This is a genomic window from Duganella levis (assembly GCF_009857605.1).
Lineage (GTDB): Bacteria > Pseudomonadota > Gammaproteobacteria > Burkholderiales > Burkholderiaceae_D > Rugamonas > Rugamonas levis.
The window spans coordinates 1-15,593 of record NZ_WWCT01000038.1; the positions used below are offsets into that span (position 1 = coordinate 1).

20 protein-coding genes are annotated in these 15,593 nt (G+C 62.8%); 11 read left to right on the forward strand and 9 right to left on the reverse strand.

What is annotated here, in order from left to right:
• The coding region (gene mreC / locus GTP69_RS28720) for a rod shape-determining protein MreC (protein ID WP_161058071.1) at positions 1 to 1,130 on the reverse strand (1,130 nt) is incomplete at its 3' end.
• 94 nt (positions 1,131 to 1,224) lie between these two features.
• The gene (locus tag GTP69_RS28725) at positions 1,225 to 2,268 is read right to left on the reverse strand and encodes a rod shape-determining protein (RefSeq protein WP_072789105.1); all 1,044 of its coding nucleotides are present in this window, start codon (positions 2,266 to 2,268) and stop codon (positions 1,225 to 1,227) included.
• Between the two features lie 255 nt (positions 2,269 to 2,523).
• Between GTP69_RS28725 and gatC the strand changes: the two genes are divergently transcribed.
• The 10 genes from gatC to GTP69_RS28775 all read left to right on the forward strand — a co-directional run bounded on the left by gatC (position 2,524) and on the right by GTP69_RS28775 (position 9,729).
• Complete coding sequence (gene gatC / locus GTP69_RS28730; RefSeq protein ID WP_110847557.1) at positions 2,524 to 2,826, forward strand: Asp-tRNA(Asn)/Glu-tRNA(Gln) amidotransferase subunit GatC; 303 nt, start codon at positions 2,524 to 2,526, stop codon at positions 2,824 to 2,826.
• 99 nt (positions 2,827 to 2,925) lie between these two features.
• Entirely contained in the window at positions 2,926 to 4,398 is a 1,473-nt protein-coding gene (gene gatA, locus GTP69_RS28735) for an Asp-tRNA(Asn)/Glu-tRNA(Gln) amidotransferase subunit GatA (RefSeq protein WP_161058072.1), read from the forward strand.
• 22 nt (positions 4,399 to 4,420) lie between these two features.
• Positions 4,421 to 5,881 carry an Asp-tRNA(Asn)/Glu-tRNA(Gln) amidotransferase subunit GatB gene (gene gatB / locus GTP69_RS28740; RefSeq protein WP_161058073.1) on the forward strand — a complete coding sequence of 487 codons (1,461 nt, stop codon included), beginning with the start codon at positions 4,421 to 4,423 and terminating at the stop codon, positions 5,879 to 5,881.
• 111 nt (positions 5,882 to 5,992) lie between these two features.
• On the forward strand, positions 5,993 to 6,361 hold the full coding sequence (locus GTP69_RS28745; protein ID WP_161058074.1) for a hypothetical protein: 369 nt from the start codon (positions 5,993 to 5,995) through the stop codon (positions 6,359 to 6,361).
• A gap of 83 nt (positions 6,362 to 6,444) precedes the next feature.
• Positions 6,445 to 6,840, forward strand: coding sequence for a DNA-binding protein (locus GTP69_RS28750; protein ID WP_161058075.1), 396 nt, complete (start codon positions 6,445 to 6,447; stop codon positions 6,838 to 6,840).
• Entirely contained in the window at positions 6,837 to 7,229 is a 393-nt protein-coding gene (locus tag GTP69_RS28755; RefSeq protein ID WP_161058076.1) for a hypothetical protein, read from the forward strand. Before GTP69_RS28750 ends, GTP69_RS28755 begins: the two co-directional genes overlap by 4 nt.
• Positions 7,230 to 7,262: 33 nt before the next feature.
• Positions 7,263 to 7,718, forward strand: coding sequence for a MerR family transcriptional regulator (locus tag GTP69_RS28760; RefSeq protein WP_161058077.1), 456 nt, complete (start codon positions 7,263 to 7,265; stop codon positions 7,716 to 7,718).
• Positions 7,669 to 8,046: a carboxymuconolactone decarboxylase family protein gene (locus GTP69_RS28765; protein WP_161058078.1), complete on the forward strand. Its 378-nt coding sequence runs from the start codon at positions 7,669 to 7,671 to the stop codon at positions 8,044 to 8,046. The genes GTP69_RS28760 and GTP69_RS28765 overlap by 50 nt, the downstream gene beginning before the upstream one ends.
• Before the next feature lie 58 nt (positions 8,047 to 8,104).
• Positions 8,105 to 8,476 (forward strand): BlaI/MecI/CopY family transcriptional regulator, encoded by a 372-nt coding sequence (locus GTP69_RS28770; protein WP_161047948.1) that lies wholly within the window; start codon positions 8,105 to 8,107, stop codon positions 8,474 to 8,476.
• Positions 8,473 to 9,729, forward strand: coding sequence for a M56 family metallopeptidase (locus GTP69_RS28775; protein WP_161058079.1), 1,257 nt, complete (start codon positions 8,473 to 8,475; stop codon positions 9,727 to 9,729). Before GTP69_RS28770 ends, GTP69_RS28775 begins: the two co-directional genes overlap by 4 nt.
• A 2-nt stretch (positions 9,730 to 9,731) precedes the next feature.
• Here GTP69_RS28775 and GTP69_RS28780 read toward each other — a convergent pair whose 3' ends face one another.
• The 7 genes from GTP69_RS28780 to pyrE form a co-directional block, all read right to left on the reverse strand.
• Positions 9,732 to 10,472, reverse strand: a complete 741-nt coding sequence (locus GTP69_RS28780) for a LytR/AlgR family response regulator transcription factor (protein ID WP_161058080.1) — start codon at positions 10,470 to 10,472, stop codon at positions 9,732 to 9,734.
• Complete coding sequence (locus GTP69_RS28785; protein WP_161058081.1) at positions 10,469 to 11,515, reverse strand: sensor histidine kinase; 1,047 nt, start codon at positions 11,513 to 11,515, stop codon at positions 10,469 to 10,471. The genes GTP69_RS28780 and GTP69_RS28785 overlap by 4 nt, the downstream gene beginning before the upstream one ends.
• Positions 11,512 to 12,081 carry a transcriptional regulator gene (locus tag GTP69_RS28790; protein WP_161058082.1) on the reverse strand — a complete coding sequence of 190 codons (570 nt, stop codon included), beginning with the start codon at positions 12,079 to 12,081 and terminating at the stop codon, positions 11,512 to 11,514. The genes GTP69_RS28785 and GTP69_RS28790 overlap by 4 nt, the downstream gene beginning before the upstream one ends.
• Positions 12,078 to 12,638, reverse strand: a complete 561-nt coding sequence (locus GTP69_RS28795; protein ID WP_161058083.1) for a transcriptional regulator — start codon at positions 12,636 to 12,638, stop codon at positions 12,078 to 12,080. The genes GTP69_RS28790 and GTP69_RS28795 overlap by 4 nt, the downstream gene beginning before the upstream one ends.
• Before the next feature lie 117 nt (positions 12,639 to 12,755).
• Positions 12,756 to 13,601: an alpha/beta fold hydrolase gene (locus GTP69_RS28800; RefSeq protein WP_161058084.1), complete on the reverse strand. Its 846-nt coding sequence runs from the start codon at positions 13,599 to 13,601 to the stop codon at positions 12,756 to 12,758.
• Positions 13,602 to 13,617: 16 nt separating this feature from the next.
• Positions 13,618 to 13,989 carry a hypothetical protein gene (locus GTP69_RS28805; protein WP_161058085.1) on the reverse strand — a complete coding sequence of 124 codons (372 nt, stop codon included), beginning with the start codon at positions 13,987 to 13,989 and terminating at the stop codon, positions 13,618 to 13,620.
• A gap of 74 nt (positions 13,990 to 14,063) precedes the next feature.
• A complete protein-coding gene (pyrE, locus tag GTP69_RS28810) occupies positions 14,064 to 14,738 on the reverse strand; it encodes an orotate phosphoribosyltransferase (RefSeq protein WP_110847492.1) in 675 nt (224 codons plus the stop codon).
• 79 nt (positions 14,739 to 14,817) lie between these two features.
• Here pyrE and GTP69_RS28815 point away from each other — a divergent pair, with 79 nt between their 5' ends.
• Entirely contained in the window at positions 14,818 to 15,591 is a 774-nt protein-coding gene (locus GTP69_RS28815) for an exodeoxyribonuclease III (protein WP_110847493.1), read from the forward strand.
• Positions 15,592 to 15,593 lie beyond the last annotated feature (2 nt).

Below are 15,593 nucleotides of genomic sequence, written 5' to 3' on the forward strand. Positions count from 1 at the left end.
GGCGTCGTCGTGGCGGGGCGCGTCCCCGTCGCAGCAGGCGCGGTCGCCGTTGCAGCGGCAGGCGTCACGCCTGGCGTGGTGGCGTCGGCGGCGGGAGCAGCAGGTTTCGGTGGCGGCGGCATGACCGGGAACAGTCCTGCCGCGCCGTTTGGCGTCGGCGTGGCCGCAGCGGCGCCGGTAGCACCGGCAGCGGCCGGCTGGCCCTCGCCCTCTTTCGGCGCATCCTTGATCGGCGCCATCTTGTTATTGTGTTTGCGCGGTGCGCGCTCCGCTTCTTCCGGCGGACGCGCAGGCATGTCCGGCGTCGACATCAGAATCAGCAGCTGCGTATTATTGGTGATGCCGGCCAGCGGCTGGCAGATCACGCCGCCGAACGAACCGCCGGCGCTGTTCTCCACCTGCGTCACGCGCGCCACCGCCAGCCCGGCCGGATACACGCCGTCCAGGCCCGAAGTAACCACAACATCGCCCACCTGGATATCCGCATTCGGCGCGGTAAACCGCAGCTCCAGATTGCCCGACTTGCCGCGTCCATAAGCCACGGAGCGCAAGCCATTGCGCAGCAGCTGTACCGGAATCGCCTGCTCCTTATCGGACAGCAGCGTCACTTCCGAAGTAAAAGGGAACACGCGTGTGACCTGACCGACCACGCCCTGGTTGTCGATCACCGGCAGGCCAAGCACCACATCATGATGGGTACCGCGATCGAGAATGATCTTGCGGCTATTGGCGTCGCGGGCGTCGTACAGCACCTCGGCCAGTTGCGACTTGACCGGCAGGCGCTCACGCGCGTCCATCAGCTTTCGCAGCTGGGTATTTTCCGCCGACTGCAGGCGCGCCTGCTGCAAGGCCTGCGAATTGACGATCTGCTGCGTCTTCAACTCGCGTACCTGCTTTTCCAGCGACGACAGGGTAGAGAAATAATCACCGACGCCGTAGATGGCGTCGCGCGGCAGCAAGGCCACCTTCTGTACCGGCGACAGGACCGCGCCGGCATAGTAACGCACCGTTTCCAGACTGCGCATGTGCGAGTCGACCAGCAGCAGTGCAATCGATATGCACGCGAACACCGTCATCTTGACCCGCGCCGAAGCGCCTTGCTTGAAAAGTGGCGGAGGACTGTATTCCATGACTTCCAAATAATCCGGCGCGCGCGCGCCAACGAGACTGTCAACTCACCGTAAAGCACCGGGGCCGCTTTGTAGCGGCCCCGTTTTATTCAGATCATTCGTAGGAGAAGATCGAGCCCAGTTGGTCCATGCGCTCCAGCGCCATGCCCGAACCGCGCACCACGCAGGTCAGCGGATCTTCCGCCACCAGCACCGGCAGACCGGTTTCTTCCATCAGCAGGCGATCCAGATCGCGCAGCAGCGCGCCACCACCGGTCAGCATCATGCCTTTTTCGGCGATGTCGGCGCCCAGTTCCGGCGGGGTCTGTTCCAGCGCGTTCTTCACGGCCGACACGATGTTGTTCAGCGGGTCAGTCAGCGCTTCCAGGATCTCGTTGGACGAAATCGTGAACGAACGCGGAATGCCTTCGGACAGGTTGCGGCCCTTGACTTCCATTTCCTTGACTTCCGAACCCGGGAAGGCCGAACCGATGGCCTTCTTGATCGCTTCCGCGGTCTGTTCGCCGATCAGCATGCCGTAGTTGCGGCGGATGTAGTTGACGATGGCTTCGTCGAACTTGTCGCCGCCCACGCGCACCGAACCTTTGTAGACCATGCCGCCCAGCGAGATGATGCCCACTTCGGTGGTGCCGCCGCCGATGTCGACCACCATCGAGCCGGTCGCGTCCGAGACTGGCAGGCCAGCGCCTATTGCGGCGGCCATCGGCTCTTCGATCAGGTACACCTGCGAGGCGCCGGCGCCCAGCGCCGATTCGCGGATCGCGCGGCGCTCAACCTGGGTCGAGCCGCACGGCACGCAAATGATGATGCGTGGCGAAGGACGGAAGAATTTGGAGTCGTGCACCATGCGGATGAACTGCTTGAGCATCTGTTCGGTGACGGTGAAGTCGGCGATCACGCCGTCTTTCATCGGGCGGATCGCCTCGATATTGCCAGGCACCTTGCCCAGCATTTGTTTTGCTTCTTTACCAACTGCCTGGATCGTTTTCTTGCCGTTTGGGCCGCCTTCCTGGCGGATGGCGACGACCGAAGGTTCATCAAGGACGATGCCTTGGCCGCGAACGTAGATCAGGGTATTGGCCGTGCCCAAGTCAATGGCCAGGTCGGAGGAAATGTAACGACGTAAAAAACCAAACATTAAAGTGTCCTGTGGCGCTACCGGTGTGCGCGTAATCCGTTAAGTAAAAAATTCTGTCCGAAATGCGGCGGCAGCAATCATTCAGCGCCGACAACGCATCAACCCGCCATTCTACCTTATAATTTGACTGCGATTTATCCAAAATCCACCCAAAAGTGTGGTGCCCGAGGCCGCGAAATAGGCGGCATTCGCCGGTGGTTGCCGGCGAATAGGCAGAATTTCAAGTTTTTTATCAATATCACAATTAACCGCGCCATGTCCCTGACCCTATCCGACGTAACCCGCATTGCCAAACTGGCCCAACTTGAGATGAGCGAAGCGCAAAGCGCCACCGCGCTGGAGCAGCTGAACGGCATCTTTGCGCTGGCCGAACAGATGCAGGCGGTCGACACCGACGGCGTCGCGCCGCTGAGCCATCCGCTGGCCGCCCACATGAACAACATCGCGCTGCGCCTGCGCGACGACGTCGCCAACGAACCAAATCGCCGCGACGCCTATCAAACTGTCGCGCCCAAGACCCAGGACGGCCTGTACCTGGTGCCGAAAGTGATCGACTAAGTACGTCGTTCCCGCGAAAGCGGGAATCCATGCTGAGCCAGCGTTCTATGGGTCCCCGCTTCCGCGAGGACGACGCTGTAACGAATGAACTGAAACGCCATGCACACCAAAACCATTAAAGAGCTGTCCGCCCTCCTGCAAAGCAAAGCGGTGTCCGCCACCGAAGTGGCCACCCACTTCCTCGACCGCATCGAGCAGAGCGACCTGAACGCCTTCCTGCACGTCGACCGCGCGCTGACCCTGGCGCAAGCAGCCGACGCCGACGCCCGCATCGCCGCCGGCACCGCCACCCCGCTGACTGGCGTGCCGATCGCCCACAAGGATATCTTCGTCACCACCGGCTGGCGCTCGACCGCCGGCTCCAAGATGCTGGCCAATTACGTCAGCCCATTCGACGCCACCGTGGTGGAGAAGTTCCGCGCGGCCGGCATGGTCACGCTGGGCAAGCTGAATTGCGACGAATTTGCCATGGGCTCGGCCAATGAAAACTCGGCCTTCGGCGCGGTGAAAAATCCGTGGGATAAAACTGCCGTGCCGGGCGGCTCGTCGGGCGGCTCGGCCGCCGCCGTGGCCGCGCGCCTGGCGCCGGGCGTCACCGGCACCGACACCGGCGGCTCGATCCGCCAGCCGGCCGCCTTCTGCGGCATCACCGGCATCAAGCCGACCTACGGCCGCGTGTCGCGCTTCGGCATGATCGCCTTCGCCTCGTCGCTGGACCAGGGCGGCCCGATGGCGCAAACCGCCGAAGACTGCGCGCTGCTGCTGAACGCCATGGCCGGCTTCGACGAGCGCGATTCGACCTCGCTGACGCCGGAACTGGGCGGCGTGGACGAAGACTTCACCCGTGAACTGGGCCAGCCGCTGACCGGCCTGCGCATCGGCGTGCCGAAGGAGTACTTCGGCGAAGGCCTGGCCAAGGACGTGGAAGACGCCGTGCGCGCCGGGCTGGCCAAGTACGTGGAATTGGGCGCGACGCTGGTTGACATTTCGCTGCCGAATACCGCGCTGTCGATTCCGGCCTACTACATGATCGCGCCGGCCGAAGCCTCGTCCAACCTGTCGCGCTTTGACGGTGTGCGTTTCGGCCACCGCGCCGACGGCTACAAAGACCTGGCCGACATGTACCGCAAGACCCGCGCCGAAGGCTTTGGCGCCGAAGTCAAACGCCGCATCATGGTCGGCACCTATGTGCTGTGCCACGGCTACTACGACGCCTACTACCTGAAGGCGCAAAAGATCCGCCGCCTGATCGCGCAGGATTTCGAAAAGGTGCTGAACGGCCCGGACGCCGTCTGCGACGTCATCATGGGACCCGTGGCGCCAACCGTGGCCTGGGACCTGGGCGACAAGTCCGACGATCCGGTAGCCGCCTACCTGGCCGACATCTACACGCTGTCGACCAGCCTGGCCGGTCTGCCTGGCATGTCGATCCCGGTCGGCTTCGGCGCCAAGGATCGCCCGGTCGGCCTGCAAATCATCGGCAAGCACTTTGGTGAAGCCAAGCTGCTGAACGTGGCCCACGCCTACCAGCAAGCCACCGATTGGCACACCCGCGCTCCGGCCGGCATTTAAGAACACGAATAGCGAGAATCATATGGAATGGGAAGTCGTCATCGGTATTGAGAACCACGTGCAGCTCACTACCGCATCAAAAATCTTCAGCGGCTCGCCGACCACGTTCGGCGCCGAGCCGAACACGCAAGCCAGCCCGGTCGACCTGGCGCTGCCTGGCGTGCTGCCGGTCATGAACAAGCAGGCGGTGGATCGCGCGATCCGCTTCGGCCTGGCGGTTGGCGCCAAGATCGCGCCGGCCTCGATCTTCGCCCGCAAAAACTACTTCTACCCGGACCTGCCGAAGGGCTATCAGATCAGCCAATTCGAAGACCCGGTGGTCATCGGCGGCGCGGTCACCTTCGGCTACGAGAAGGACGGCGAATTCGTCACCAAGACCGTCAACCTGACGCGCGCGCACCTGGAAGAAGACGCCGGCAAATCGCTGCACGAAGACTATGCCGGCATGTCGGGCATCGACCTGAATCGCGCCGGCACGCCGCTGCTGGAAATCGTCTCCGAGCCGGAACTGCGCAGCGCCGCCGAAGCAGTCGCCTACTGCAAGGCGCTGCATTCGCTGGTGATGTGGCTGGGCGTCTGCGACGGCAATATGCAGGAAGGCTCGTTCCGCTGCGATATCAACGTCTCCGTGCGTCCGAAAGGCCAGACCGAATTCGGCACCCGCTGCGAAATCAAAAACCTGAACTCGTTCCGCTTCATCGAAGAAGCCGTGCACGTGGAAGTGCGCCGCCAGATCGAGCTGATTGAAGACGGCGGCAAAGTGGTGCAAGCCACCCGCCTGTACGATCCGGACCGCAAAGAGACGCGCGAAATGCGCAGCAAGGAAGACGCCCAGGATTACCGTTACTTCCCGGACCCGGACCTGCCGCCGCTGGTCATCTCCAACGCCTGGATCGAACAAGTTAAAGGCGCGATGCCGGAACTGCCGGCCGCCATGCGCGCGCGCTTCGTCAGCGAATACGCCCTGTCGGAATATGACTCGCTGGTGCTGACCCAGTCGAAAGCCATGGCCACTTACTTCGTCGCCGTAGTGGACGCCGCCGGCAAGGACAACGCCAAAGCCGCCGCCAACTGGCTGATGGGCGACGTTGCCTCGACCGTGAACCGCGAAGGCGTGGACATCGCCGATGCACCGGTCAAGCCGGCGCAATTGGCGCTGATGCTGAAGCGGATCGCCGACGGCACCATCAACAACAAGACCGCCAAGGAACTGTTTGGCGATATGTGGGCCGCCAAGTCGGACGACGACAATCTGGTCGACGCGCTGATCGAATCGAAAGGCCTGAAGCAGATCTCCGACACCGGCGCGTTGGAAGCCATCGTCGACGAGGTACTGGCCAACAATGCCAAGTCGGTCGAGCAGTACCGCGCTGGTAAGGAAGCGGCGATCAACGCGCTGATTGGCCAGGCGATGAAAGCCTCGCGCGGCAAAGCCAACCCGGCACAATTGACCGAACTGCTGAAGGCCAAGCTGGCTGGTTAAGCGACACGCCTTCAAAAAATCCCCACCAGGCCTCGGTCTCGTGGGGATTTTTTTCGTGGATTTACATCGTCGCAGCAGCGCGCCGCAACGCGACAGGCGCATAATGGCAGCATGCGCATTCCCCTACTCCTGCTGCTGATCGCCGGCGCCGCCATGGCCGATCCGGTGGACATCGACAAACTCAAAAAAGATCTGGGCAAGATCGACCGCGAACTGCGCGACGCGCCAGCGGTGCCGGACTTCGGCAATGACAAGCCTTTCGGCCGCGTGATCACCGAAATTTCCGACGCCTACATCGGCACCGGCGAGGACTCGCGCGGCGTCTACGAATCGCCGGACGGCACCACCTACTACACCGAAACCATCCGCGGCAAAACCTCCTGCTCGATGACCGGCGCCGTCGGCAACCCCGCCGGCAAAAGCGGTGGTGCCAGCAAGATCGACTGCCCCTCCTCGATGGCCAATTTCAAGAAGTATTGATACAGATCAGTCAGATCCCAGTGCACGCTTGGTAAGGCAGCTTGCCGGGAACAGAATGAGCGGTAGCCCAACAGGAGGCTTTCGTGCTGACGATTTCCGATCTGGAAGAAATATCCGCCGCCCGTTTGCAGGACGCGCAGGTACTTTGCGCCGCCGGCCGTTTTGACGGCGCATATTACCTTGCAGGATACTCCGTGGAGCTGGCCCTCAAATCCCGGATTTGCAAAACCTTGAACTGGATGGATTTTCCAGCGACCAACAAAGAATTTGAACGTTTTCGCTCATTCAAGGTCCATGATCTTGAGGTGTTGCTGAAATTGAGCGGACTGGAGGCCACCGTCAAAGACAAGCAACTTGCGGAATGGGGAACCGTCAAAGCCTGGCAGCCCGAAGTGCGCTACCGCCAGGTCGGCTTTGCCGATGAGATTGCCACAACCGCCATGCTGGATGCCGTCTTGTCCCTGATGAGGGAGCTATGAAAAATTTTGTTGAAAAAATGAAGCAAATTGAATTGGAAATTTCAAATGAGCATGGGCCATTTGAATTGTTTGCGCTGTTTCGTCCAGATACCACGCTCAGGTTGTGGGATGTGCTCGTCTCAGCAAAATGGATGGGGCGGAATGATCTGGACTCCATGCGCATCGTCGCGAAGCCCATGAACAAAGCATTTGCTGCACAGGAAATCGTTCAGTTCTCAGGGATTGTGATTATCCCCGCCGATGACGAAGGCTTACGGAAATTCCAGGCCGAAGTACAGATCGAGCACGGCCTCAGGGAATTCCGCAACGTCACCTTCTTCGACGTGCCTATCTTGCACGCCTACGTCATCACATCGCACAATACCTCGCCAGCAAACGCTTGCGCTTGACTTGGAGCGCGCTCTAACTTTTAGGATGTCCCCATGGAATCACATCTCAGCATCGACGAAGTTGCCAAACGCACCGGCCTGACAGCCTACACGCTGCGCTACTACGAGCGTATCGGCCTGATCGCACCGGTCACCCGCGCGGCCGGCGGCCAGCGGCGTTACGCAGCGTCCGACATGGACTGGATTGCCTTCCTGCTGCGGCTGCGAACGACGCATATGCCAATCGGCAAAATGCAGACCTTCGCCCATCTCCGCGGCGTCGGGGACGCCACCGTGCCGGCCCGTCGCAAACTGTTGGAAGAGCACCTGAGCGAGGTGCTCGCCGACATCGAAGCGATGCGCCAATCTGCGCAAGCCTTGCAGGAAAAGATCGCGCATTACCACAGGCTGGAACAATCCCAGGCGTCGCATTCACCCTCTGATACTGAAGGAAATGCTGATGAATACCTCCAACCAACGCTACCAGCGCGGCCTCGAAAAATTGCGTGAGATCGACGGCGATGCCGGCCAGCGCGTGATCGACAGCCTGCAAGACATCGCGCCTGATTTCGCCCGCTACCTGATCGAATTCCCGTTTGGCGATATCTATGCCCGCCCCGGCCTCGATCTGAAAAGCCGGGAAATTGCCGTTGTCGCCGCACTAACCGCCATGGGCAACGCCGCGCCGCAACTCAAGGTGCACCTGCAGGCCGCGCTGAATGTCGGCGTCAGCCGCGAAGAAATCGTCGAAACCATCATGCAGATGGCGGTCTACGCCGGCTTCCCCGCCGCTCTCAACGGATTGGCGGCCGCGCGCGAGGTATTCGCCCAAAATTAAAGTATACATTGTTGTCTAGAACGGCTAATCTACGATCATTGATCGATCTGGAGAAGCCATGAGCATCCCGAAACCTACCGCCGGCGAGCTGGAATTGCTGCAAGCTTTGTGGCCGCTCGGCGCGGCCACTGCCAAGCAAGTGCACGAGGCTATGTTGGCCGACAAGCCGGACCTGGCCTACGGCACCGTACTGCGCCTGATGCAGATCATGCACACCAAGGGTATCCTGACCCGCGACGAAAGCCAGCGTTCCCACATCTACGCGCCAGCCCAGGCGCAGGACACACTGCAAAGCAGCCTGCTCAAGGACCTGATGCAGAAAGCCTTCGCCGGCTCGGCCAAGGCGCTGGTGCTGGCCGCGCTGCGCAGCGGCATCTCCAAAAAGGAGCGCGACGAGATCGAAAAAATGTTGAAGGACTCGGACAAATGAGCGCCTTCATCCTCGCCCTCGGCCTGACGCTGATGCACTTCCTGTGGCAAGGCCTGCTGATCGGCGGCGCCACCGCCATCGTTCTCACGCTGCTGCGCAACAGCCGCGCCGAATACCGCTACCTGGTTGGCTGCTGCGCGCTTCTGACCTGTTTCGGCTGGCCAGCGCTGGACCTGTGGCAGCGCCTGAGCGGCGACGCCGCGCCGGCCAGCGCCAGCTTCCAGGGCCTGCAATGGGCCACCGGCATCGCCAGCGAAGAAACCTGGTTCGACCTGCATACCTCGGTACGCGGCATCGTCAGCCTGTGGGCGCTGTGCGCCGCCGTGCTGGCGCTGCGCATGGCCACCGGCCTGCTGTGGATCGACCGCGCCAGCCGCCAGCCCGGCAACCATCCGGAGCAACACCGCTGGGAAGCCGAACTGGCGCGCATGGCGCAGCGCTTCGGCATCCACCGCGCGATCGGCCTGCGCGTGGTCGACACGCTGGCCAGCCCGATCACCGCCGGCTGGTGGCGGCCGGTGGTGCTGGTGCCGGCGGCGCTGATCAGCGGCATGCCGCCCGACCTGCTGCAAGCCTTGCTGGCGCACGAAATGGCGCACATCAAGCGTCACGATTACCTGATTAACCTGCTGCAGAACGTGATCGAAACGCTGCTGTTCTACCATCCGGCCGTCTGGTGGATTTCACGCAGCATCCGGATCGAACGCGAACTGATTGCAGACGATGTCGCTGCAAGGCAGCTGGGCGAACCGCGGCGCCTGGCCCTTGCCTTATCGGAACTGGAGCGGCTCCGGTTCTCCCATCATCAACTGGCCCAAGCGGCCAATGGAGGAGATTTAGTCATGCGTATTCAACACCTGCTGCGCCCTGCCCCGCAATCCCTGAACTGGAAAACCGCGCTCGCCATGCTGGGCGTGGCCGTGGCCTGCGTGTCGGTTTATGCAGAGGCCACGGCCGCCGACAAGAGCGCATCGAGCGACCGTTCGGCAGTAGTCGATTTCAAGACCTGCGCCAAGCCAATCTGGCCGGCAGAGGCGCTAACCGCCGAACATACCGGCACCGTTCAGCTGAACTTCCTGGTCGGCACCAACGGCAAGGTCAAAGAGTCCAAGGTTAACCGCTCCAGCGGCCATGCTGACCTGGATGAAGCGGCTCGCAGCGGCATCGAAAAATGCCAGTTCCGCCCGGCGATTAAGGGCGGCAAGGCGATTGAGAAGTGGCAGATGATGCAGTACGTCTGGACTCTGGATTAAGCTCACATCCCCTTGAACCGGTGCTGAAAGCGCTGGCTCACCGGCAACCGGGATGGATGGCCGCGCAGGTTGAGCCACACCGCGCCGTCGGCATCCCGGCTCACCGCCGCAATGCGCTTGACCGCCACCACGTAACCGCGGTGGATCTGCCAGAAGCCGGCGTCTTCCAGCTGCTCGGCCAACTCCTTGAGCGGCGTGCGCAGATGCGCTTCCATCTGGTCGGTCACCACGCGCGTGTGTTTGAATTCCGAGCCGAAGTAAATCACCTCGCTTAAATCGATGAAGTGGATGGTGTTGCCGACGCTGGCCTGTAACCACGCCGGCGGCGCCTTCTTCGGCGCCAGCTGCTGCACCAGCCGCGCCAGATCCGGCGGCGGTGTGCCGAGCCGCGCGCGCAGTCGCTCGATGGCGCGCGCCAGCCGCACCGCGTCAACAGGCTTGAGCAGATAATCGACCGCACCTTCGTCAAACGCCGCCAGCGCATGCTCCTGGTAGGCGCTGACAAATACCACGTGAATGCGTGAACCAAACGTGCGCGCCACTTCCAGCCCGCTCAGACCCGGCATGCGGATATCGAGGAAGGCGATGTCCGGCGCCAGTTCGCGCGCCATGTGCAAGGCTTGCACGCCATCGTTCGCCACGCCCACCACTTGCGCCTCCGGCCACAACGCGGCCAGCGTGGCGCGCAACTCGGCCTGCAACAGCGGCTCGTCGTCAGCAATCAGGATGCGCGGCGCCGTCATGCAGCCACCGGCAAGGTCAGTTCGGCGGCGGTCCAGCCGTCCGCGCCCATGCTCAGGCGCAGGCTGGCGGCCGGGCCATACAGCGCTTCCAGCCGTTGGCGCACATTGCGCAGGCCAACGCCGCTGCCCAGCACCGCCTGGCCGTTGCCGACGCCGGCGCCGTTGTCCCGCACCGCGACCGTCACACCGCCAGCCGTGCGCTGCGCCAGCACGGTGACGGTGACTGCGCCGGCATGCGGTTCGACGCCGTGCTGCACGGCGTTTTCCACCAGCGGCATCAGCATCAGCGGCGGCAGCGCCAGGTCGCGCACGTCGTCGGCGCAGGCGATCTGCACGCTCAGGCGGTCGCCGTAGCGGATCGCCATCAGTTCCAGATAGTGGCCGGCCAGTTCGCATTCGCGGCCCAGCGTCGACATCGGGCTGCGCAAGTCAGGCAAGGCGCTGCGCAGGTAGGCGATCAGGTGGTCCAGCATATCGACCGCGCGGTCCGGATCGTGGCGCACCAGGTAACGCGTGTTGGCCAGCGTGTTGTACAAAAAGTGCGGTTCGATCTGCGCCTGCAAGGCCTTCAGGTCCGACGCCAGCGCTGCCTGCGACAACTGGGCGATATGCAAAGTGCGCGCGCGATGCTGCGCCATCCACAGTGGCAGCACCAGGAGCAGCAGCGCCAGCAGCGCTTCCATCGCCATGGCCTGCAACTCGTTCAGCGGATCGATGCCTATCCACGACAGGCCAAGGCGATAGATCCCCCCAGCCGCCATCACGCCGGCGGGCAGCAGAAAAAATAGCGCGGCCCACAAGGCGGTCCAGGAGCGGGCGGCGCGCTGCTGCTGCATCAGCAACAGCAGCGCCGCACTCGCGCCCAAGGGCAGCAGCAAGGCGGCAAACAGCGCCAGCCAGGTGTATGCGCGCAGCGCCACTGCGAGCAGCGCCATGGCCGCGACCAACGCCGCGCTCAACGCAAACTGGCGGCGCGAACTGGCGGCCACGCGCACCAGCGCCTGCGAGGCGCCGTCCATGTCTGCGCTATGCCACGCCATCATAAGGTCGGTTTCTCCGGTAGCTTGGCATACGGCATAACATCCACCGGCACGTCTTTGCTGACCACTTCAAACGACAACTCATCGATCCACACCTGGCCGCTGCCGGCGTTGTTGACGCCAAAGGCGATAGTGGTGCCATCGGCCGGCACATCCAGCGTCACACTGCGCATCTGCCACGACGAGGTGCCGCGGATCGGCTGATCGCTGCTGTTGTAGAACGCCGCGTGCGAGCGCTGCTCCGCCTGCACCTGCATCCACAGGCCGGCCCAGTTGCTGACGTTGCGGGTCTTGACCATGGCACGGAAACGCACCCGCTGGCCAAGGTAGCGCTGCGCGGAAATCACCTGCATCAACGAGCCATAACCCTTGTCCTCGCCCTGTGCGTAGCGCAGGAACTTGGCGCCCTTGCCGCTGCTGGTTTCCACATTGTCGATACCGGCTTCGTAGGACGTCGCATGGTCTCCAGAAATGAACCACGGCGGCGGCAGCTTGCCGACCGATTCCGCCGCCACCACCCACAGCGAGGTCGCCGCCAGCGCGGCGGCAATGACGTGTAATGGCTTCATAGCGATGGCGTGTCCGAAGCTGGGAGGCGGCCCGGCAGGCGATCGACAGGCACATCCTGGCCGACCACCTCCAGCGATAATTGATCGATCCAGACCTGGCCCCGGCCGCCATCGATGACGCCGATATTCAGCGTGGCGGCATCGTCCGGGATGTCCAGCGTCACGCTGCGCAACTGCCAGTCATTGGTGCCGGCAATAGGCTTGTCCTGGCTGTTATAAAACGCCGCCGCGCGATGCTCATTGGGACGGAGGGAACTCATCCACAGGCCGGCCCACTGGGTCACATCACGCGTCTTGATCATCGCCTGGAAGCGTACCCGCTTGCCTTGGTAGGCTTTAGCCGAGATCGTCTGCATCAACGTACCGAAGGTTGAGGCATCGCCGTCCACGTAGCGGATGAAGCGTGCCGGCTGGCCGCTGACGGTTTCGGCGCTGTCCACGCCAATCTGGTACGACTTGGCGCTGCTGCCGCTCAGGTACCAGTTTTCCAGTGGGTTAGCGGCGGCGGCCAGACCGGCAGCGGCCAGCAGCACAGCGATCAGCAAGGGGCGTTTCATTGTTAGTCTCCAAGGGCATGACGGATTGTCATGCAGCTACTGTGCCCTGTCCAGTGCCGGCGCGGGGCGGCATGCGACAAGCGCGGCCGAATGCCGACAAAGGCCGCTGCGGCCGGATTAACGGTCGATCCACGCCAGGATGTCGGCGTAGATCTGCTCGCGATTGAGCTCGTTGAAGTTTTCGTGGAAGTTGCGCGGGTGGCGCTGATAGGTCAGCAAATGCGCCGGCACCGATTGCAGCATGGCCTCGGCAGCATCGGCATCGGCCAGGTGATCGTCGCCGGCCACCACCGCAAACAGCGGCTGCGTCCAGCCCGGCATGCGCGCGGCCAGCCCCTGCTGGGCGGTGGTCAGCGCGTTGCCGAAGCGGACCGTGATTTCGGTGGCGCGCACGCCGTCGCGTTCATCGTCGTAATGGCGGGCGGTGATGGCGCTGTCGTGGGTCAGCAAGTGGGTCAGCGAGGCCAGCGGCACTTTCATGCGCGGCGCCAGCGCGCCCAGCACGCCGGCCAGCGCCAGCAGCAGCGGCGACACCTTGATCGCATTCACGTAATACGGCGAGGACAGGATGACGCCTTTGATGGCGGCATCGTCGCGGAAATGGCCCAGTGCCAGATGGGTGGCGATCAGCGCCCCCATCGAGTGACCCATCACATAGATCGGCAAGCCCGGATACTGCTGCTTGACCCAGGCCAGGAACAGCACGCTATCGTCGAGGAATACCTGGAAGCCGGGAATGTCGACCCGGCGCGCGTCGTGATGGCCGCACAGGTCGTAGGCCACGGTGGCGATGCTCTGCTGGCGGAACCAGCGCGCCGGCGTGCAATAGTCGCCGCCGTGCGCCATGCCGCCGTGGATCGCCAGGATCACCGCGCGCGGCGCCACCGGTTCCCATACATGGACACGGCGCGACTGCCCTTGGGCGGCGCTGAAATAGGTCAGCCGGTCTTCGGCAAAGCGCATCGCCAGCGTCACGCGGTCAGGCGGTGATGCTGAGGTTGATGCCCATCTCGACCAGCATGGCCATGTCGGCCAGCGACAGGTCCAGCGGCGGCGTGGCCGCGCCCGCTTCGCACGGGAAGGAGATGCGCAGCTCGGCGGCAACGTCGGAGCGCTCGAAGTGGATCCCGCGCGCCTGGCATTCGTTCAGGTAAAAGCGGATCTGCTTGAGCAGCTCAGTCGGATTCTGCTCGGTGCCGATGGCAACATAAAAGCCGGAATCGATGCGCGCTCGCCCGGACGACGTGACATCGCCCTTTTCCCAGTCGCCGTGCGGTTCGCTCGGCAGGCCGTCGCGGACGTCTGCCAAGCCTTCGGGGTCGCCGTGTACCTTGAGTGTTGCGATATTCATGGTCTACCTTTTATTGGTCTCCTACCCGAATAAGGTTACACCATAGAAATATCAAAGTCTAGCAACATAGTCAATCATGCAATGCCATAACGGCTACGGTAGGCCGCTACCGCTTCTTTGTGCTGGGCCAGTTGCGGATCGGCGCCAGCGCCGTTGAGGAAACCGAACAAATCGTCCAGGTTGCCGATCGAAATCACCGGAATACCATACTTCTGCGTCACTTCCTGCACTGCCGACAATTCGGAGATCTGGCCATCCTTGCCGCCGCGTTCCATGCGGTCCAGCGCGATCAGCACGGCGCATGGCTCGGCGCCGGCGGCACGGATCATCTCCACCGATTCGCGCACCGAGGTGCCGGCCGAAATCACGTCGTCAATGATCACGACCTTGCCTTGCAGCTTGGCGCCGACGATGGTGCCGCCCTCGCCGTGGTCCTTGGCTTCCTTGCGGTTGTAGGCGAACGAGGTGTTGCGGCCCTTGCCGGCCAGCGCCACGGCAGTGGCGGATGCCAGCGTGATGCCCTTGTAGGCCGGGCCGAACAGCATGTCGAACTCGACGCCGGAATCGATCAGCGTCTGCGCGTAAAACTGCGCGACTTGCGCCAGCGTGGCGCCGTCATGGAACAGGCCGGCGTTGAAGAAGTACGGCGACTGGCGGCCGGCCTTGGTGGTGAACTCGCCGAAGCGCAGCACGCCCGCCTGGACCGAAAACGCGATAAATTCCTGACGTAAATTAGTTGCAGTAGCCATCGTAATGCCTCATTTCTGTAAAGTGCCGGTATTTTACCGCTACACTAGCGCCTTCCGTACTTTCTGCTCCGAATCTTCTATGCCAAAAATCATCTCCGCCAACCTGAACGGCATCCGCTCGGCTTCCTCCAAGGGCTTTTTCACCTGGCTGGCCAAGCAGGACGCCGACTTCGTCTGCGTGCAGGAACTCAAGGCGCAAGCGCCGGACATGACGCCGGAATTCCTCAACCCGGGCGGCTACCATGGCCACTTCCACTACGCCGAGAAAAAAGGCTATTCCGGCACCGGCGTCTACAGCAAGATCGAGCCGGACCGCGTGGTGATCGGCTTCGGCTCGCCCGAGTTTGACGCCGAAGGCCGCTACGTGCGCTGCGACTTCGGCCGGTTGACGGTGATTTCCGTGTACTGCCCGTCCGGCTCGTCCGGGCCGGAGCGCCAGGAAGCCAAGTTCCGCTTCATGGACCTGTTCATGGTGCACCTGCAGCAGCTGCACGCCGAAGGCCGCGAAATCGTCATCTGCGGCGACTGGAACATCGCCCACAAGGAAATCGACCTGAAGAACTGGAAGGGCAACAAGAAGAACTCCGGCTTCCTGCCGGAAGAGCGCGAGTGGATGACCCGCCTGTTCGACGAAGTCGGCTATGTCGACGTGCACCGCGGCCTCGATCCGCGCGAAGAGCAGTACACGTGGTGGAGCAACCGCGGCCAGGCGTATGCGAAGAACGTCGGCTGGCGCATCGACTACCATGTGGCGACCCCAGGCATTGCCGCCAAGGCCACCACGGTCGCCGTCTACAAGGACGAGAAATTCTCCGACCACGCGCCGCTGACCATCGAGTACGGCGCGCTGTAAAG